General features: G+C 62.3%; 15 protein-coding genes and 2 pseudogenes. 8 read left to right on the top strand and 9 right to left on the bottom strand.

Features of this window, described 5'->3' with window-relative positions; genetic code table 11:
• Positions 1–20: 20 nt before the first annotated feature.
• The 3 genes from ECTPHS_RS00640 (at position 21) to acs (ending at position 5,183) form a co-directional block, all read left to right on the top strand.
• On the top strand, positions 21–1,787 hold the full coding sequence (locus ECTPHS_RS00640; RefSeq protein ID WP_040404610.1) for a sodium:solute symporter family protein: 1,767 nt from the start codon (positions 21–23) through the stop codon (positions 1,785–1,787).
• 197 nt (positions 1,788–1,984) lie between these two features.
• Complete coding sequence (locus ECTPHS_RS00635) at positions 1,985–3,025, top strand: DUF294 nucleotidyltransferase-like domain-containing protein (RefSeq protein WP_008930729.1); 1,041 nt, start codon at positions 1,985–1,987, stop codon at positions 3,023–3,025.
• A 214-nt stretch (positions 3,026–3,239) separates the two neighbouring features.
• The gene (gene acs / locus ECTPHS_RS00630) at positions 3,240–5,183 is read left to right on the top strand and encodes an acetate--CoA ligase (RefSeq protein WP_008930728.1); all 1,944 of its coding nucleotides are present in this window, start codon (positions 3,240–3,242) and stop codon (positions 5,181–5,183) included.
• A 63-nt stretch (positions 5,184–5,246) separates the two neighbouring features.
• Here the strand turns inward: acs and ECTPHS_RS00625 are convergent, their stop codons facing one another.
• The gene (locus tag ECTPHS_RS00625; protein ID WP_008930727.1) at positions 5,247–5,840 is read right to left on the bottom strand and encodes an NUDIX domain-containing protein; all 594 of its coding nucleotides are present in this window, start codon (positions 5,838–5,840) and stop codon (positions 5,247–5,249) included.
• 102 nt (positions 5,841–5,942) lie between these two features.
• Between ECTPHS_RS00625 and ECTPHS_RS00620 the strand changes: the two genes are divergently transcribed.
• Positions 5,943–6,248 (top strand): hypothetical protein, encoded by a 306-nt coding sequence (locus ECTPHS_RS00620; protein ID WP_008930726.1) that lies wholly within the window; start codon positions 5,943–5,945, stop codon positions 6,246–6,248.
• An 11-nt stretch (positions 6,249–6,259) separates the two neighbouring features.
• Here the strand turns inward: ECTPHS_RS00620 and arfB are convergent, their stop codons facing one another.
• Entirely contained in the window at positions 6,260–6,676 is a 417-nt protein-coding gene (arfB, locus tag ECTPHS_RS00615) for an alternative ribosome rescue aminoacyl-tRNA hydrolase ArfB (protein WP_040404651.1), read from the bottom strand.
• Between the two features lie 116 nt (positions 6,677–6,792).
• Here arfB and ECTPHS_RS00610 point away from each other — a divergent pair, with 116 nt between their 5' ends.
• Positions 6,793–6,990, top strand: coding sequence for a YjfB family protein (locus ECTPHS_RS00610; RefSeq protein WP_008930724.1), 198 nt, complete (start codon positions 6,793–6,795; stop codon positions 6,988–6,990).
• 67 nt (positions 6,991–7,057) lie between these two features.
• Here ECTPHS_RS00610 and ECTPHS_RS00605 read toward each other — a convergent pair whose 3' ends face one another.
• Positions 7,058–7,327, bottom strand: a complete 270-nt coding sequence (locus ECTPHS_RS00605; RefSeq protein WP_008930723.1) for an Lrp/AsnC family transcriptional regulator — start codon at positions 7,325–7,327, stop codon at positions 7,058–7,060.
• A gap of 185 nt (positions 7,328–7,512) precedes the next feature.
• Here ECTPHS_RS00605 and ECTPHS_RS00600 point away from each other — a divergent pair, with 185 nt between their 5' ends.
• Complete coding sequence (locus ECTPHS_RS00600) at positions 7,513–13,230, top strand: PAS domain S-box protein (protein WP_008930722.1); 5,718 nt, start codon at positions 7,513–7,515, stop codon at positions 13,228–13,230.
• Between the two features lie 9 nt (positions 13,231–13,239).
• Entirely contained in the window at positions 13,240–14,172 is a 933-nt protein-coding gene (locus ECTPHS_RS00595; protein ID WP_008930721.1) for a diguanylate cyclase, read from the top strand.
• Here ECTPHS_RS00595 and ECTPHS_RS00590 read toward each other — a convergent pair.
• The 6 genes and pseudogenes from ECTPHS_RS00590 to ECTPHS_RS14735 all read right to left on the bottom strand — a co-directional run bounded on the left by ECTPHS_RS00590 (position 14,162) and on the right by ECTPHS_RS14735 (position 17,859).
• Positions 14,162–15,757: a peptide chain release factor 3 gene (locus tag ECTPHS_RS00590; RefSeq protein WP_008930720.1), complete on the bottom strand. Its 1,596-nt coding sequence runs from the start codon at positions 15,755–15,757 to the stop codon at positions 14,162–14,164. The two genes, ECTPHS_RS00595 and ECTPHS_RS00590, sit on opposite strands and share 11 nt — an antisense overlap.
• Positions 15,758–15,832: 75 nt before the next feature.
• Positions 15,833–16,381, bottom strand: a complete 549-nt coding sequence (locus ECTPHS_RS00585) for a DUF3106 domain-containing protein (RefSeq protein WP_141565206.1) — start codon at positions 16,379–16,381, stop codon at positions 15,833–15,835.
• Positions 16,378–16,764: a hypothetical protein gene (locus ECTPHS_RS00580; RefSeq protein WP_008930718.1), complete on the bottom strand. Its 387-nt coding sequence runs from the start codon at positions 16,762–16,764 to the stop codon at positions 16,378–16,380. Before ECTPHS_RS00580 ends, ECTPHS_RS00585 begins: the two co-directional genes overlap by 4 nt.
• Positions 16,761–17,234: pseudogene (locus ECTPHS_RS15390) on the bottom strand (RNA polymerase sigma factor). The gene ECTPHS_RS00580 and the pseudogene ECTPHS_RS15390 overlap by 4 nt, the downstream one beginning before the upstream one ends.
• A 175-nt stretch (positions 17,235–17,409) precedes the next feature.
• A complete protein-coding gene (locus ECTPHS_RS00570; protein ID WP_008930715.1) occupies positions 17,410–17,670 on the bottom strand; it encodes a hypothetical protein in 261 nt (86 codons plus the stop codon).
• A 48-nt stretch (positions 17,671–17,718) separates the two neighbouring features.
• On the bottom strand, positions 17,719–17,859 hold the full coding sequence (locus tag ECTPHS_RS14735) for a hypothetical protein (protein ID WP_008930714.1): 141 nt from the start codon (positions 17,857–17,859) through the stop codon (positions 17,719–17,721).
• Positions 17,860–18,039: 180 nt separating this feature from the next.
• On the opposite strand from ECTPHS_RS14735, the pseudogene ECTPHS_RS15385 reads away from it, so the two are divergent.
• Positions 18,040–19,074, top strand: a pseudogene (locus tag ECTPHS_RS15385) (PAS domain S-box protein); the annotation flags it as partial.
• Positions 19,075–19,530: the final 456 nt, after the last annotated feature.

The following is a 19,530-nucleotide window of genomic DNA, read 5'->3' as shown; positions in this document are numbered from 1 at the left end:
AACGACTGGGGGATAATCCTATGGATCTTAAATTAATGATCTACCTGGTGGTCGGTGCCACCTTCGTGCTTTACATAGGCATCGCCATCTGGGCCCGGGCAGGCAGCACCGGGGAATTCTACGTGGCGGGCAAGGGCGTCAACCCGATTGCCAACGGCATGGCCACGGCGGCCGACTGGATGTCTGCGGCCTCGTTCATTTCCATGGCGGGCCTGATCGCCTTTTTGGGCTACAGCGGCTCGGTCTACCTGATGGGATGGACCGGTGGCTACGTGCTGATGGCCCTGCTGCTGGCACCGTACCTGCGCAAGTTCGGCAAGTTCACGGTGCCCCAGTTCGTGGGGGATCGCTTCTACTCCAACGGCGCGCGCATCGTGGCGGTGATCTGCCTGCTCATCATCTCCATCACCTACGTGATCGGGCAGATGCGCGGCGTGGGTATCGCCTTCTCGCGCTTCCTGGAAGTAGATATCCTCTGGGGTCTGATCGCCGGCATGAGCATCGTGTTCGTGTACGCCGTGCTCGGCGGCATGAAGGGCATCACCTACACCCAGATCGCCCAGTACGTGGTACTGATCTTTGCCTATACCGTGCCCGCGGTGTTCATCTCCATCCAGCTCACGGGTCACTTCCTGCCCCAGACCGGCCTGGGCGCCACCCTCTCCGGTGACGACAGCCGTTACCTGCTCGACGCCCTGGACGGCATGATGGTGGATCTGGGCTTTGCCGAGTACACCACCAACGCCAGCTTCAGTACCCTCAACATGTTCCTGCTGACCATGGCGCTGATGATCGGTACCGCCGGCCTGCCCCACGTCATCATCCGTTTCTTCACCGTCCCCCGCGTGCGTGACGCCCGCAAGTCCGCCGGCTGGGCCCTGATCTTCATCGCCCTGCTCTACACCACCGCTCCGGCCGTGGGTGCCATGGCCATGTACAACCTGGTGAACACCCTCTACCCCGGCGGTGTGGGCAACACCAGCGAAGCCATGGTCTACGACGAGCGTCCGGACTGGATGCGCACCTGGGAAAACACCGGCCTGCTGCAGTTTGAAGACAAGAACGAAGACGGCCGTATCCAGTACTACAACCAGAACAACCCGCCGGCCTTCGCGGTCGAGAACGACCTGCAGGGCAATGAACTGGTGCGTCTGGACCGCGACATCATGGTGCTTGCCAACCCGGAAATCGCCAGCCTGCCCAACTGGGTGATCGCGCTGGTGGCGGCCGGTGGTATCGCGGCGGCCCTGTCCACCGCGGCGGGTCTGTTGCTGGCCATCTCCTCGGCCATCTCCCATGACCTGCTCAAGGGGGTGTTCATGCCCAAGATCTCGGAAAAGAACGAGCTCATGGCAGGACGTATCTCCATGGCGGCGGCCATCCTCCTGGCCGGTTATCTGGGGCTCAATCCACCGGGCTTTGCGGCCGAGGTGGTGGCACTGGCATTCGGTCTGGCGGCATCCTCCCTGTTCCCCGTGCTGATGCTGGGCATCTTCTACAAGCGGATGAACAAGGAAGGCGCCATCGCCGGCATGCTCACCGGTCTGTTCACCACCCTGATCTACATCTTCCTGTACAAGGGCTGGTTCTTCATTCCGGGCACCAACCTGCTGGCCGACAACGCCAGCGGCTGGATCCTGGGCATCTCGCCCCAGGGCTTCGGTACCATCGGTGCAGTGCTCAACGTCACCGTGGCGCTGATCGTCTGCAAGCTGACGGCCCCGCCGCCGAAGGAAATCCAGGCCCTGGTGGAAAGCGTGCGCGTGCCGCGCGCCGACACCGCCTGATCTTCCACCCAACCGGGGGACCCGCGTCGCGGGTCCCCTTCCCACGAACCGGATCAAGATGTCTGTGCCGGCGCCATCCCCAAGAGCGTGACGCCCACACAGACTACTTGTTCAGAACCTGGTCGGAGCGATGGCCAGAATGACGTCGGATGGGCATGATATGGGGCTTCCCCGCACCAGCCCGGAAGACGAAACGGATGGATGTAAAGACGCTGATCAGTCAGGTGAAGGAGGCTGAGGCACGACACGACCTTGAGCAACTGGGGCACCGGCTCCCGGCACTGCAGATCCGGCTGATCCGCGACGGCGCGAACGCTGGCACACTGGGGCATGCCATCTCGGACCTGGCGGATGCCTTTACGGGACGCTTCATCCAACTGGCGGAAGCCTCCCTCGGCCCACCACCCATGCCCTACGCCTGGGTAGCCTGCGGATCACAGGGACGACGGGAGCAGACCGTGCACACAGATCAGGACAATGCCCTGATCCTGTCCGGGGCCGCGGATCGGGAGGCCTCAAGGTATTTCGGCGAACTGGCGGAACAGGTCGCCACGGGGCTGGATGCCTGCGGCTTCGTGCTCTGCTCGGGAGAAGTGATGGCCCGCAACCCGGAATGGCGTCAGCCACTGGAACGGTGGGAACGCAACTTCAGGGGATGGATCGAACAACCGGAGCGAAAATCAGTGATGTTGACGCAAAACTTCCTCGATCTTCACTGTATTCACGGAAAAACCGATCTTCTTGAGCAGTTGCGCCACCGCATCCTGACCATGATCCGGCACAACGCGGGATTCATGGCGGCGCTGGCCATGGAAGCCCTGCATGACCGGCCACCGAGATGGCTGCCCGGGGGGCGGATGTCTCGGCTGATCCGGCAATCGCCGGTGCTGAACATCAAGCGGGCCGGCATCATGCCCGTCGTCGGCCTGGCCCGTCTACTGGCCCTGGCGGACGGCGTGATGGTGCTGGAAACACGAGAACGTATCCGTGCGGCAGTCGCCACCGGGCGATTGAGCGAGTCCGGCGGAAGGGATCTGACAGCCGCCTGGGATTGCATCACCTTGATGCGCGCCCGACATCAGGTGCATCGCCTGGAACAGGGCGGGAAGGCGGACAACCGGCTTGATGCCGGCAACCTGTCGCAACCGGAGCGGCGACAGTTGCGGGAGGCGTTCAGGGTGGTGCGACTCATCCAGAACACGACGGGGCGACGCGTTGCCGGTTTTTTGCTCCAATAAGGTGCGGATTTGCACAGGAATGTGGCAGCAATAATAAGCCCGGGTTATTCTGGAATAAGTCCGGTCATTGCCGGCCATGACAGGAACCAGGCATCCAGGTCCAGCACACGGCGACAGGACACAGACAGCGTAGTCCGTAGAGATCCGGGAACAGGATTTCTGCCGACCCGTTGGTGGTTGGCCACGTTTCAAATGTCTTTTTGAGGAGGAACCCATGTCGGAAGTGAAGATTCACGAAGTACCGAAAGACTTTGCCGCCAATGCCCATGTCAACCTGGAGCAGTACGAGTCCATGTACCGGCAGTCGGTGCAGGCCCCCGATGCCTTCTGGGCCGAACAGGCCAAGACCTACCTGGACTGGTTCCAGCCCTGGGATTCCGTGCTGGAAGGCAACTTCGAGGGCGAAGCCCGGGTCACCTGGTTCAAGGGCGGCAAGCTGAACGTGGCCCACAACTGCCTGGACCGCCACCTGGATACCCGGGGTGACCAGGCCGCCATCATCTGGGAAGGCGACGACCCTTCCGAAGATCGCACCATCACCTACCGTGAACTGCATGCCGAGGTCTGCAAGTTCGCCAACGTGCTCAAGGCCAAGGGCGTGAGCAAGGGTGATCGAGTCTCCATCTACCTGCCCATGATCCCCGAAGCCGCCGTGGCCATGCTGGCCTGCGCCCGCATCGGTGCCGTGCACTCCATCGTCTTCGGTGGCTTCTCTCCGGATGCCCTGCGCGACCGGATCCAGGACGCCGAAGCCAAGGTGGTCATCACCTCCGACCAGAGCCTGCGCGGCGGCCGCAAGGTGCCCCTGAAGGCCAACGCAGACAAGGCCGTTGCCCAGTGCCCCAGTATCACCACCATGGTCGTGGTCAAGCGCGGCGGCGAACCGGTGGAATGGAAGGAAGGCCGTGACGTGTGGTACCACGAGGAAGTGGCCGCCGCCGCCGCCGACTGCCCCGCCGAGCCGATGGACGCCGAAGATCCGCTGTTCATCCTCTACACCTCCGGCTCCACCGGCAAGCCCAAGGGCGTCATGCACACCACCGGCGGCTATCTGCTGCAGGCGGCCATGACCCACAAGCTGGTGTTCGACTACAAGGACGGCGAAGTCTACTGGTGCACCGCCGACGTGGGCTGGGTCACCGGTCACAGCTACATCATCTACGGCCCGCTGGCCAACGGCGCCAAGAGCCTGATGTTCGAAGGCGTGCCCAACTATCCGGACAACGGCCGTTTCTGGCAGGTGTGCGACAAGCACAACGTCTCCACCTTCTACACCGCCCCCACCGCCATTCGCATGCTGATGGGTGCCGGCGACGAATTCGTCACCAAGCACAAGCGCTCCACCCTGCGCCTGCTGGGCACCGTGGGCGAGCCCATCAACCCGGAGGCCTGGGAGTGGTATCACCGGGTCGTGGGTGACGGTCGCTGCCCCATCGTCGATACCTGGTGGCAGACCGAGACCGGCGCCCACATGATCGTCAACCTGCCGGGTGCCGTGGACATGAAGCCCGGCTCCGCCACCAAGCCCTTCTTCGGCGTGGAGCCCCTGCTGGTGGACGACCAGGGCAACGAGATCACCGAGACCCCGGCGGAAGGCAACCTGTGCATCAGAAATCCCTGGCCGAGCATGATGCGCAGCCTGTGGGGTGATCACAAGCGTTTCGTCGAGACCTACTTCAAGATGTACCCGGGTCTGTACTTCACCGGTGACGGCGCCCGTCGTGACGAAGACGGTGACTACTGGATCACCGGTCGCGTGGACGATGTGCTCAACGTCTCCGGTCACCGCCTGGGCACCGCCGAGATCGAATCCGCCCTGGTGCTGCATCCCAAGGTGGCCGAGGCCGCGGTGGTGGGCTATCCCCACGACATCACCGGTCAGGGTATCTACGCCTACGTCACCCTGATGGCGGGCGAGGAAGGCGACAAGGCCCTGGCCGATGAACTGGTGAAGCTGGTGCGCACCGAGATCGGGCCGATTGCCAAGATCAACCTGATCCAGTTCGCTCCCAGCCTGCCCAAGACCCGTTCGGGCAAGATCATGCGCCGCATCCTGCGCAAGATCGCCGCCAACGAACTGGAGAACCTGGGTGATACCTCCACCCTGGCCGATCCGGAAGTGGTGAACGTCCTGATCGACAACCGCCTGAATAAGTAAGCCAGGTCGGGCACAACAAGGATGGTTGCGACGGGGGCACGGCATGCCGTGCCCCCGTTCAATTTATCCGCCCCACCGCTCCCTGAGGCCATCCCGATTCAAGCGCAGCCACTGCAGGGCAATGATGGTCATGGCCGTATCCACCTGCATCCGGTCCAGGCGGTCAAAGGCCTCCTCCGCGGGCAGCACATGCACCCGGATCTCTTCTCCCTCGTCGGCCAGGCCATGGATGCCTCCGGCCTCCCCCAGATCCGCGCGCGCCACGAACAGGGAAATCCGTTCCGAGGAACTGCCGGGCGTGGAATAGTAGTCATGGATGTGCACCAGTTCATCCAGCCGGCAGTCCGCCTCTTCCAGCGCCTCCCGGCGTGCCACGGATTCCGCCCGCTCTCCCGCGTCCATGAGGCCGGCGATGATCTCCATCAGCCAGGGACCGTGGGGCGACTCGATGGCGCCTACACGGAACTGCTCCACCAGTAGCACGACATCGCGTACCGGATCATAGGGCAGCACGCCGGCCGCATGACCACGGTCCAGGAGCTCCCGCTCAATGACCATCGGCTCTCCGCCTTCAAACCGGCCATGGGACAGACGCAACCGCCGCAGATGGAAGAACCCCCGGTACAGGTCTTCGAGCTTGAGTATTTCCCATTTCATGCAATCATCACCTATGAACGGCAAGGGTATCGGCACGCCCATCACACCATGACGCCGTGCTACCCCTCGGGCAAGCCCCAGACATCGAGTATACTGACAGCCATGAAAGACCTGCTCAAACTACTGGAATCCCTGATCGGCCGCGAGGCCACCGTGGACGGCATTCACTGCGAGGTGATCGAGATCCTGGAGGCCGGCCCCCGGGTGGTGGTGGGCCAGATGGATGGTGAACATGTGATCCAGCCGGACCAGCATGGCGAACCCCACCGGCGGGTACTGCAGACCTTCACCCTGCCGGTACTCAATGACGAGGCCACCGACATTCACCCCGTGATCATGACCATGGCGGGCGAACCCCTGTCGAGCCGGATCCGCGAGGCCCTGCTGGAACAGCATCGGCTACCCTGATCCATCAACCGCTACGGCTCCACCCTGCCCCGCAGGGCCTTGACCCTGCCCCGCTGAATCTTGCTCTCCAGACGCCGTTTTCGGGAAGCCAGGGTGGGACGGGTGGCCTTGCGCACCTTGACCGGCTTCATGGCCTCCAGGATCAGATCCTTCAGGCGGGCGAGCGCGTCCTCCCGGTTCTGTTCCAGGGTGCGAAAGCGTTGCGCCTTGATGATCACCACGCCCTCCTTGCTGATCCGCTGATCGGCCCGTTGCAGCAGTCGTTCCTTGTACACCCTCGGCAGGCTGGACCTGGGAATGTCAAAGCGAAGGTGTACTGCGGAAGACACCTTGTTCACGTTCTGCCCACCCGCCCCCTGGGCCCGGATCTGGGTCAGTTCGATTTCCCAGTCAGCCAGTGTCAAGCTATTGGAAATGATCAGCACGATGCCTTCCCGGGTCTTTTCCGATCGAGCCCTCAAGTCTGCGGCAAATCCGCCGATAGACTGATTGAGGGGCCTTGCAGGCGCCTCGGACACTCACGCAAAACCCAAAGGTTTTCATTATGGACGTCAACGCAATCGCCGCCCTGGCTACCCAGATGTCCCAGCAACAACTCGCGCAGGATGTCGGTACGGCGGTACTCAAGAAGGCCATCGACACCCAGGCCCAGGGTGCCCTGGCCCTGGTGGAGGCCCTGCCGGATGTGAGCAGTGCCGCACTCCCCCCCAACGTGGGCACCATCATCAATACCACGGCCTAAGCCGCATGTCAGGCCCCGCGGAGATCCGTCATGGGTCCCCGCGGGGTTAGCCACACACGCTTTCCCCCTATACCGAGAACATCGCCTCCAGGTCATGCCTGGAGTAGGCCTTGAAGGCCAGCAGGGTATTGGTCTTCTCCAGTCCCTCGATGGTCAGCAGATGGTGGGTCACCAGCTCGGCCAGATCATCGTTGCGCGGGACGCGGACGATGGCGATGAGGTCGTAATTGCCGCTCACCGAGAACACCTCGGATATCTCCTTCATGTCCGCCAGACGATCCGCGACCGCGTTGATCCGGCTGCGTTCCACATTCATGAGGATGATCGCTGTAACCATACTGACTGGCTCCTGCTGGCTTGTTTGGTCATCGGGAGCAGGCTAACCCGAACCGCCCCGCGGGTCCATGCCCCCGTGATGATTTAGGAGTAGCGGCTTCCGCTTATCCAGCTTGACGCCATGCGACTTCAGGACACAAGTTGGTTAACATGCGGCCATGTGTTGATAATCCCACCGAGGCGCGGATGTTCTTTCCCAAACTTCGCAGCATAGCCACCCCGCGGGTCATTACCTTGCCGGCCGACGCCACCCTGGCCCAGGCCGCGCAGCGTATGTATCACCACAACATCCGCGCCATCGTGGTCACCCATGGAAAGGGCTATCGACTCTTGCTCTCCAGTCTGCTGCTGCGGCTACAGATTCAAAATGTGCCCCTGACCACGCCCCTGAATCAACTGGATCTGCCGGAACCGGCCATCCTGCCTCCGGAGGAAAGTGTGCTGGAGGGCTTCAAGGCCATCCGCAACGAAGCCGAGCATATCTGCCTGGTCAACGGGGAAGGCAACCTGGAAGGCATCGTCAGCTACAGCGATCTGGCCGGCAGCCTGGACCCGGAACTGCTGGCCGAAAGTCAGAGCCTGGGACAACTGATTCAGGGCATGCAGCCCCTCACCGCGCCGGAAAACCAGTCCGTGCGGGAGGTGATGCAACGGATGGACCAGGGACGCTTCAGCGCCACCATCGTGCTCCGGGAAGACATCCCCGTGGGCATCCTCACCCAGCGGGATGTCATCCATCTGATCGATGCCAATGCCGATCTGAACCAGCCCGTCAGCCACTGCATGACGGCCCCCCTGAAAACCCTCGGCCAGGACACCACCATCTTCCAGGCCCTGCGCTTTTGCCGCCGGCATCGCATCAAGCGGGTGGTGGTGGTGGACGCCAACGATCGCTTCATCGGTCTGGTGGGACAACGGGACCTGGTCAGCCTGTATTACAACCGCTGGTTCAACCTGCTCAAGGAACATCAGCAACAACTGGATCGGCTCAATCAGGCACTGCGCCAGGCCAACCGAACCCTGTCCGGCCTCACCGATGAAGTGCCGGCAGGCCTGATGATCATCGACAATGACGGTATCGTCACCCGCATCAACCAGGCATTCACCGACATGCTCGGTTATACCCACACCGACGTGGTGGGGCATCAGGCACTGGACCTGTTCGGCTGTGCTCACGACCATGGTGGCCAGGATGGCCAACGCCACTGTGACCATGAACGACGCTGGATTCCGACGGCACATTGCCATGTACTCAAGGCCCTGAAGGAAGGTCAGCCCCATGAGGGGCGTGAGGTCATGATCCATCGGGAGGGCGGGCCGGTGGTGGTGGACCTCAAGGCCAAGCCCCTGGCGTCACAGGGTGGTTTTTTTCTGTTCCTGCAGACCGTCAACGAGACGGACCTCCATGTCCACCAGTTAAAGCAGGAACTGGATCTGTTCACCCAAGGGCCGGTCATGGCCTGTATCTGGTTACCAGAACCCCATTGGCCACTCCGGTACATCTCCCCCAATGTGACCGACATTCTGGGATATACCCCGCAAGAACTGCTGGCCGACCCATCCGGTTTCAAGGCACTGACCCATCCCGAAGATGTCGACCGGCTTGATCGGGAAGTCAAGGACTACCTGGCCCACCGGGCCACGGTGCTGGAACACCAGTATCGTTTGAAGAAGAAGGATGGTGAATACCGGCGCTTCTATGACTACAGCTTTGCCGATTATGACGCCCAGGGTCACCTCACGAGTCTGCGGGGCTATCTGGTGGACCAGACGGAGCAGCTGGAAATCCGCCACGCCCTGGAACAACAGGAAAAGCGGTTCCGGACCCTGTTCGAACTCTACCCCGATGCCACGCTCCTGATTGATCCGGACGACGGTAGCACACTGGCGTTCAACGCCATGGCGCACCGGCAATTGGGCTATACCGCCGAGGAATTCGCCCGGCTGCGCATCATCGACTACGAGGCACAGGAAACCCCCGCCGAGGTGGCCCGGCATGTGGAAAAAATCATGAGCCAGGGACGGGATGATTTTGAAACCCGACATCGACGCAAGGATGGTACCCTCATCGACGTCCAGGTCAGCGTCACCCTGCTCTCCTTTGCCGAGCAACCCTGCATGCTGGCGGTGTTTCGTGACGTCACCCGGCAAAAACTGGCGGAAAGCCGTCTGCAGGACAATCAATATCGTTTGCAACTGGCCACGGAAGCCGCCGGACTGGGTATCTGGGATTACGACATCAAGCACGACTGCCTGCTCTGGGATCCGCGCATGTACCACCTCTACGGCGTCGATCCTGAGACATTCAAGGGTAGGTTTGCCGACTGGGAGACCCTGGTCCTGCCCGAGGCCCTGCCGACGATCCAGACCGCCTTCCAGGATCTGGTCCAACGGGACACCCCGTTTGATGCACAGGTACAGATCCGCCGCCCGTCCGACGGTGCGATTCGCACCCTACGGGGCATGGCCCGGGTGATCCGTGACGCCCAGGGCCGGGCCGTGCGCGTGGTGGGCGTCAATGAGGACATCACCGACCGCATTCTGGCCCAACGCAAGCTTGCCGCAGAAGAAATCAAGTTCCGCACCCTGTTTGAACTGTCACCGGTGGGGATTGCCATGAACGACTTCCACACCGGGGAATTTCTGGAATTCAATCGGGCCGTCAATGAACCGGCCCACTATACCCCCGAAGAATTTCGCCAGCTCAGTTACTGGGAACTGACACCGGAGAAATATCTGCCCGACGAGCAGCGGATGCTGGAGTCCATGAACACGACCGGGCGCTACGGCCCCTTCGAAAAGGAATACATCCGCAAGGACGGCAGTCGCTATCCGGTGCTGCTCAACGGTTTCAAGACCACCACACCCGAGGGCAGGGAGGTCATCTGGTCCATCATCCAGGACATCTCACCCATCAAGCAGGCCCAGCAGGAGATCAGGGATCGGGAGGAACGTCTTCGGCAACTGGCCGCCCAGAGCCGCAGCGTCACCTGGGAAGTGGATGCGCAAGGCCTGTACGTCTATGTGAGCCCGGTGGCAGAGACCGTCTGGGGCTATGCCCCGGAAGAACTGATGGGACGGGTCTACTTTTACGACCTGCATCCGGAACCGGTCCGGGAAGCTTTCAAGGCGGAATCGTTTCAAGCCCTCAGCCGCCGTGAAATATTCCGAGGATACCTCAATCCCGTGGTCCACAAGCAGGGACATACCCTGTGGATGTCCACCCATGCATTCCCCCTCGTGGATGAAAACGGCGCCCTTCTGGGTTACCGGGGCAGTGACATGGACGTCACCGAGGCCACCCATGCCAGACAGGCCCTGGAACACGAGCGGGAGCGCTTCAGGGGCATCTTCGAACAAACCGGCAATGGCGTCGCCGTGTTTGAGCCGACCGATAATGGACAGGATTTCATCTTCACCGATTACAATCCCACCGCCGAGCGAATGGATCAGACCCGGCGGGAAGATGTCATCGGTCGCCGGGTCACGGCATGTTTTCCCGGTGTTGAAGACATGGGATTGCTGGAAGCCCTGCGCCAGGTGGCCCGCACCGGAGACAGCGCCTACCTGCCGATTTCCTTCTATAGCGACGGCGAACTCACGGCCTGGCGCGAGAACACCCTGTTCAAGCTCTCCTCCGGCGAAGTGGTCGCCGTCTACAACGATCTTACCCACATCAAACAGGCCCAGGAAACCGCCGAGCGGGCCAATCAGGCCAAGAGCCAGTTCCTGGCCAACATGAGCCACGAGATTCGCACCCCCATGAATGCGGTGATCGGCCTGAGTGAACTGCTGCTGGACACCCCTCTGAGCGAAAAGCAACGGGATTATCTGGGCAAGATCCGGGACTCCTCCCGCATGCTCCTTGGCATCATCAACGACATTCTGGATTTTTCCAAGATCGAGGCCGACAAGCTGGAACTGGAGCGCCATGGCTTTCGCATCGAGGATCTGCTGGAGCAGATGCGGACCCTGTTTGCGTCGGTGGCCGACAACGCGGGCATCGAACTGGTATTCGAGCTGGAGATCCGGGAACCGGTCACGGTTGAGGGAGACGCCCTGCGTCTGGGACAGATACTCACCAATCTGCTCAGCAATGCCATCAAGTTTACGGAGCAGGGTCAGGTAGTGCTGTCCATCCGCCAACTGGGCTGCACCGACGACCATCTGCGCCTGCACTTCCAGGTGAGTGACACGGGCATCGGGATCACTGCCGAACAACAGTCCCGACTGTTCCAGCCCTTCTCCCAGGCCGATACCTCCACCACTCGCAAATATGGCGGTACCGGGCTGGGGCTGGTCATCTGCCGCAAGCTGCTGGAGAAAATGGGCGCCGATCTGAAGCTGGAATCCATACCCGACACCGGTAGCACCTTCCATTTCGAGTTGACCCTGCCCCTGGCGCCGGATCAGCACCCGTCAGCTGTCCATGACCTCCTCCAGCCCGGCGCCCGGGTCCTGGTGGTGGATGATCATGAAGCGGCCCGCACCGTGCTCGTCAACATGCTCGAAAACCACGGCTTCCAGACCCGGCAGGCCGATAGCGGCGAGGCAGCCATCGATGCGGTCAAGGCCGCGGAACAGGCCGGCACCCCCTTTGAGCTGGTCCTGATGGACTGGAAGATGCCTGGTGGTCTGGATGGGGTGGAAGCCCTGGACCAGATGGACAGGCTGCGCAAGCAGGGGGCACTGAACCCCATGCCGGTGCCGGCACTGATCGTCAGCGCCTATAGCCAGGAGGATCTGGCCCCCCATGCGGATCGCTTCAGCGCCTTTTTGAGCAAGCCGGTCACGCCGAGAACCCTGCTTGAGGCCATGGGACGGGCCGTGGCGGAACAGGCGGACACGGCGCCGGCAAAAAATACCACCCACCACACGCTCCCCTGCTTTGAGGGGCGCACCGTCCTGCTGGTGGAGGACAATGCCCTGAATCAGGAAGTGGCCAGGGGCATCCTCAACAAGACCGGGATTCGGGTGCTCCTGGCCAATGATGGCCGTGAGGCATTGGCACAGGTGACCCAATATCCGGTGGATCTGGTGCTGATGGACCTGCAGATGCCGGTCATGGACGGGTTCGAGGCAGCCAGCCGGATGCGCCAGCAGTTTCCTGACCTGCCCATCATTGCCCTGTCGGCGGCGGTGATGGAAGACGACCGGCATCGGGCCAGGGCCGCCGGCATGAACGATCACCTGGCCAAGCCCATCGACAGCCGGGCGCTGCTGAGTACAATGGAACGGTGGCTGCAAAGCGACGGCGGCCGCACCGAAACCCGGGCAGAGGAAGCACCGGACTGGCCGGTGCGGCTGGATGGCTTCGACATGATCACGGGGCTCAAGCGGTTCGATGGGGACAAGGCCCTGTATCTGCGTACCCTGGGCCGCTTTGCCGGACAGCTTGATACGGAACTGGCCGAACTGAGCCAGGTGGACCGGTCGCAAGATCCTGCATTGGGGCGTATGCTGCATACCCTCAAGGGGCTGGCGGCCATGGTCGGCGCCCATGCACTGGCCGGAGAAACCGAACAGCTGGAACAGATTCTCAAAGCCGGCCAGCCCTTTTCCCAGGCCAATACCCGGCGTTTCCTCGGGGTGCTCAGGCAGGTTCGGGAACAGCTGGCCACCCTGCCCAAAGAGGAACAGACGCCGGTCACCTGCCCCGCGGCCGATCCACAGACCTCAGACCCACAGACCCTGGCCAACGACGTACAATCCCTGCGTCAATCCCTGGCCTCGGGTGAACTGGTGGATGAGGACCAACTGGCCCGGGTTGTCCGGTACCTGGGACAGCACATTGCCCCCCAGGCGGCCCAGGAACTGCTAGAGCGGGTGGATCGTTTCGACCATGATGGTGCGATGGAATGGCTTGAAAGGCTGGCCAGGCAGGCCGGCATCGAATTTTCATGAGGTTTGGCTGTGCCGGAAAAAAAAGCAACCGTGCTGATCGTGGACGATCAGCCCACCAACATCCACACCCTGGCTTCCCTGCTCAAGGCGGATTACCGCATCCTGACCGCCACCAGTGGCAAGAAGGCACTGGCAATGGCCCAGGGTGACGCGCCCCCGGACCTCATCCTGCTGGATATCGTCATGCCCGACATGGATGGCTACGACACCTGCCGCCAACTCAAGGACAACGAGGCTACCCGGTCCATTCCGGTGATTTTCGTCAGCGCCCTGGACCATGTGGATGACGAGGAACGGGGGTTGAATCTGGGCGCCGCGGATTACATTTCCAAGCCCTTCAGTCCGGCCATCGTGCGCGCCAGAGTCCGCAATCAGGTGGCCCTCAAGCTCAAGACCGACATGCTGGAGAAAATCTCTCTTCAGGATGGTCTGACGGAAATCCCCAATCGGCGCAGTTTTGATCAGAAATTCGCCGAGGAATGGGGTCGGGCACGGCGGGATGGTCAGCCCCTGTCATTGCTGATGATCGATATCGACCAGTTCAAGCCCTATAACGACCATTACGGCCACGGCGCCGGAGATGACTGCCTCAAGCGGGTGGCCCAGGCGATGACCGGAGCATTGTCCAGAACCCCCGACCTGCTGGCTCGCTATGGGGGCGAGGAATTCGTGGCCCTGTTACCGGGCACCGATGAAATGGGTTGCCGGCATGTGGCCAAACATCTGCTTGAGGCAGCAAGATCCCTGAACATTCCCCACGCACATTCCGATGCAGCCCCTCACGTCACCATCAGCATCGGCGGCGCCACCCATGGGGGGCAGACCGCCAAACCCGACCCGGAAACCCTGAAAAAAGCCGCCGACGACGCCCTTTACCGGGCCAAGCAGGCCGGACGCAATCGGTATCAATGGGAATGCGAAGACCACTCGCCTATTGACTGATCCCATGCTCCCGGGTGGCGCTGAAGGTGATCTCCGGCCACTTCTCCATGGCCATCTGCAGATTCACCCGGGTCGGTGCGATGTACACCAGATCACCCCCGTGGTCGATGGCCAGATTGCTCGCCGCCTTGTCCTTGAACTGTTCCAGCTTGCGTTCATCGTCACAGGTCACCCAGCGGGCGGTCTGCACCGACACATTCTCGAAGGCCGCATCCACGTTGTACTCGGACTTCAGCCGGTGGGCCACCACGTCGAACTGCAATACCCCGACCGCTCCCAGGATCAGGTCATTGTTGGTGATCGGCCGATACAGCTGGGTCGCCCCTTCCTCGCAAAGCTGCTGCAACCCCTTGGCCAGCTGCTTCATCTTCAACGGATCCCGCAGCTGGGCACGGCGAAACAGTTCCGGTGCGAAGTTGGGAATCCCGGTGAAGGACAAGGCTTCTCCCTGGGTGAAGGTATCCCCGATGCGGATGGTGCCGTGGTTGTGCAGACCGATGATGTCCCCCGGATAAGCCTCTTCCAGATGTTCCCGATCCGAGGCCAGGAACGTCAGGGCATCGGAGATGCGCACATCCCGCTTGATCCGGACATGATTGAGCTTCATGCCCTTGGTGAAGGTACCGGAACAGATGCGCATGAAGGCAATGCGATCCCGGTGCTGGGGGTCCATGTTCGCCTGGATCTTGAAGACAAAACCGGAAAATGTTTCTTCCTCGGGTGACACTTTCCGCACATCGGTGGGGCGAGGCTGAGGGGCGGGGGCGAATGCCACGAAGTCGTCCAACAGCTCCTGAATACCGAAATTATTGATGGCAGAACCAAAAAACACGGGGGTCTGACGCCCGGCCAGGTATTCATCCTTGTCGAACTCATGGGAAGCGCCCATGACCAGTTCCAGCTCCTCCCGCAGCTCCGTCGCCTGGCTGCCCAGTACCTCGTCCAGACGCGGGTTGTCCAGGCCCTGAATGATCTCGCCCTGCTGGATCTTGCCGCCGTGGGTGGGCGAAAAAAGGTGCACGGCATCCCGCTTGAGGTGGTAGACCCCCTTGAAGCGCTTGCCCATGCCGATGGGCCAGGTCACCGGAGCACACTGAATCTTCAGCACATCTTCCACTTCATCCAGCAGTTCGATGGGGTCGCGCCCTTCCCGGTCCAGCTTGTTGATGAAGGTCATGATGGGGGTATCCCGCAGACGACAGACCTCCATCAGCTTGATGGTGCGCTCCTCCACCCCCTTGGCCACATCGATGACCATCAGGGCCGAGTCCACCGCGGTGAGGGTGCGATAGGTGTCCTCGGAGAAGTCCTGGTGGCCGGGGGTATCCAGCAGGTTGACGATGCGGTCCTTGTAAGGGAACTGCATCACCGAGGATGTCACGGAAATACCGCGCTGCTTTTCCAGTTCCATCCAGTCGGAGGTGGCGTGTCGGGCGGCCTTGCGGCCTTTCACGGTCCCTGCCTGCTGGATCGCACCGCCGAACAACAACAGCTTTTCGGTCACCGTGGTCTTGCCGGCGTCCGGGTGCGAAATGATGGCGAAGGTGCGGCGACGGGCGGTTTCAGTAGTGTAGCTGGAGGGCATGAGCGGCACGGCCTGTGGGTAAAACCGGGTATTTTACGCCAGATAGGGGGATGGCCCAAGGATTGCGGGGCAGATTCAGTCCTCGGACACTCGGCCCCGCTCCCGGATCGCCCGCCGCTCCTCCGGACTCATCTGCAACCAGCGCTCCCGCAGGTGCTCACGCTCCTCCGGCGACAGGCGTTGGAAGTGTTCCAGCCGCTCCCGATGCAATCGACGCTCATCCTCGGGCAGGGCCTCAAGCCGATGACGCTGGTCACGCAGTTGCCGGCGCTCCTCGGGCGACAAAGACTCAAGGCGCCGCAGATCACTACTGAAACGGTCCCGCTGTTCCGGGTTCATGTCCTGCCAGCGATCGGCGACACGCAGCAGGTGCAGGCGCCGTCGCGGGGGCAGATCATCCCATCGCTCCGCCAACGGCGCCAATACGGCGCGTTCGGCGCGGCTCAGTGCCGACCACTCCGGCGCGGATTCGGCCACCGGCACCATCATGCGCTCGCCGCGCCCGGGATCTCCCGGCCCCCGTTCAGGAAAAGGCCCCTGGCCTCGCTCGGGCGGCGCCCCCGGGGCCACGCCCGGCAGACACAACAACAACACCACCATCAATCCAGGCAGATACCGACTCATCCCGTCTCCTCCATCACCCATTGCAGAAACGCCGGATCATTCATCCAGAAACCCTCATCCAGCTCCAGCACCCATTCGATGTCATCCAACTCTGCCAGGACCACCGGCAAGAGCGGGTGCTGCATGGTCTCCAGATTGAACACCACCACCACCGCCAGCATCACCGAAGCCGCCGCCGCAAGGCCTCCCAACGGCATCCACCCGGGCCTCTTTCCACGCCCCGACACCGGCCGGGGCGGTGCCGCGGCGCCCGCCTTTGCAAAGGCTTCCCGGCGGGCACTTTGCAGACGCATCGCCTCCTGCAGGGACAGGCCGGTCTGCCGGTCAAGGGTCCGGCGGGCCTGGGCCAACCACGGTTCCATCTCGCGATCTTCGGGACTCATCGGTAGGCCTCCAGGTGCTGTCGAAGGGTTTGCAGGGCGCGGTGCAGATGGGTCTTCACACTGCCCTCGCTGACGCCCAGTGCCGCCGCCGTGGCGGCGGTATCCAGCCCCTCCCAGTGACGCAACAAAAAGGCCTGCTGCTGTCGAAGGGGCAGTTGTCTCAGAGCCGACTCCAGATCCACGGCAAAACGGCCATCCTCCAGGGACTGGTCCGGGCCGGGGGTGAAGGTGTCCGGCAGCGTCAGCATGGGATCTTCCTGGGCGTCATCCCCCAGCCCCAGCACGGCCATCACCCGCTACCGCACCCGGCGACGCCGGTAAACATCCCGGATGCGGGTCTGCAGGATGCGCCAGAACAGGGGTTCCCAAGCCTCCGGGGGCCGGTCGCGATAACGAACGATCAGCGCGGTCATGGCGTCCTGCACCACGTCCAATGCCGCCTCCCGGTCCCCCAGGGCCAGGGCCGCCATCCGGACCCCGCGACCCTGAACCTGCTCCAGGAACCGGTCCAGGGTCGCTGGCGATACCCTTTCGGCAGGCGTGTCGACATGCACACCGGCATCATCCACGGACACCTCCGTCTCCAGGGCGAGACCATGCATCACAGTGACTCCGGATCGGCATCAAGGCTCCTCATCATCGGCTTCAGTTGCGCATCTTTTCACGCATGCCTTGCATATTATCCCGCATCGACCGGCGTTCTTCCGGGCTCATGGCCTCCCAGGCCGCGCGCCTCTCCTCATGCCGGGCACGCAGCGCCTGCCGCTCCTCATCGGTCATCCGGGGGCGCTCCCCCCTGTCCTTCATGCGGTCGGACCTACGCTCATCGCGCCAGGTGCGCTCCATGGGACGACCCTCGGCCTCGGCCAGGCGCTGTTCACGCCGCTCGGCACGGGTGGCCTGCATGCCTTCACGACAGGCGCTCCAGGCCTCACCGCTCAGATCCCGACATACCTACCGGGGCATATCCCGATCCGCGGCACCGGGACCACCGGGAGCGGCCACCGCGCCCAGGGACAGGCTCAGGGCCATGGCGCCCACCGCCATAGCGGCACCGAGGGCACGACGGGGAAAAATCTTCGGGGATGGTTTCATGACGGCTCTCCTGTTGGTTGTGTCGGCCCGATCTCCGGCCTTCAACCAGCAATACGCATGGGCCCGGCATCGGTTGACCGGACCGATGCCCATGCCGGGACAATTCCATCAGCACGGCACGGCCTGTGTTGATAGAATCCAATCTCGTTTCCCGCTGGTTTCACCCCTGAAGAAGGCGCCATGCCTGAAGACAACTCCCCTCAATCAGATGCACGCACGCACGCGACCAGGGCCATCAGGGAGGGAGACATCGATCAGTTACGCAGGCTCATGGAGGCAGGCCATCTTGATCTGACCGAACTGCTGGAAACCCTGCGGATCTGTCAGAGCGAACTGGAACTGCAGAACCGGGAACTTGATGAGGCAAGGCGCATCGCCTACGCCCGGCTGCGTGAACAGGAAACCTGCTACCGCATTGCCGCCGACCATTCTCCGGACTGGGATTACTGGTACCACCCGGAAGGCCGGTATGTCTATGTCTCCCCTGGATGTCAGGATATCAGCGGATTTCCACCCCAGGCCTTCAAGGATGACCCGCAGCTGATGGAACGCCTGCTCATCCCCGAGCATGTCGAACGCTGGCAACGGCACCTGAAGGAAGTCCATGAAGGCTGCGAAAGCCCCCATGTATCCATGGAGTTCAGCATCCGCCGTGCCGATGGAGAACTGCGACACATCGAGCATCAGTGTCAGGGCATCGTGGACAAGGACGGCACCTACCTGGGCCGGCGCGGGGTCAACCGCGACATCACCGCCCGCAAGAAGGCCGAGGCCCAGGTCACCCAGCTGACTCGGCTCTACAGCACCCGCGCAGCCGTCAATCAGGCCATCACCCGACTGGAAGACGAAATCCGTCTGCTCAAGACCACCGCCCGCATCGCCGTGGAACAGGGCGGCTTCAGTGCCTGCGTCTTCACCGCTCGCGCACGACCGGGGCAAACACCCAGGATCTGGGCCTCCCACGGCCTGACGGCGACGCAGCTGGCGGACATTCCCCTGGAAACCCTATGGGAGTCGATCCGAAAGCAGCCCTGGCATTTCATCAACGAACAGCCCCTGATCTGCAGCGATTGTAAGGAACATGCTCCCCATGTTCCCGACCGCTGGCGGTCGTGGGCGATTGGGCGGCGGATTCACAGCTGCGGGCACTTTCCCGTCTTTGTCGGTGACGAGTTGCTCGCCGTGGCCAGTTTCCTCGCCGGTGAACCCGAACATTTCACCCCCCAGATCACCGACCTGCTCAAGGGCGTGGTGGAAGATCTGTCCCATGCCCTGCGGCAAATGGCCCGGGAGCGGCAACGCAAGGCCAAGGAGGCGGAATTCCAGAAGCAGGAGAGCGAGGCCCGGGCCTTTGCCCAGGGTATCATCGACTCACTCAGCGCCAATATCTGCGTACTGGACATGTCGGGAACCATCGTCGCGGTCAATCGTTCCTGGCGCGAATACGGGCGCAAGGGGCAGGCACCGGAAGAGCGGATCTCCCAGGGCATCAACTATCTTGACGTGTGTGACCGGGCCGCCGCCCGGGGCATTGCGGATGCGGCCCGTATCGCGGCGGGCATCCGCGGCGTCATCGCCGGGGATCTTGAGGTCTACGAAGATGAATATCGCATTGATCCGCAGACTCACAGGATTCGGGTGACCCCCCCTGAAAGCCTTCGCGGAGCAACA

It is taken from the genome of Ectothiorhodospira sp. PHS-1, assembly GCF_000225005.1.
Lineage (GTDB): Bacteria > Pseudomonadota > Gammaproteobacteria > Ectothiorhodospirales > Ectothiorhodospiraceae > Ectothiorhodospira.
Note: the sequence above shows the minus strand (reverse complement) of the source record. Positions and strands in the feature narration are given on the sequence as shown.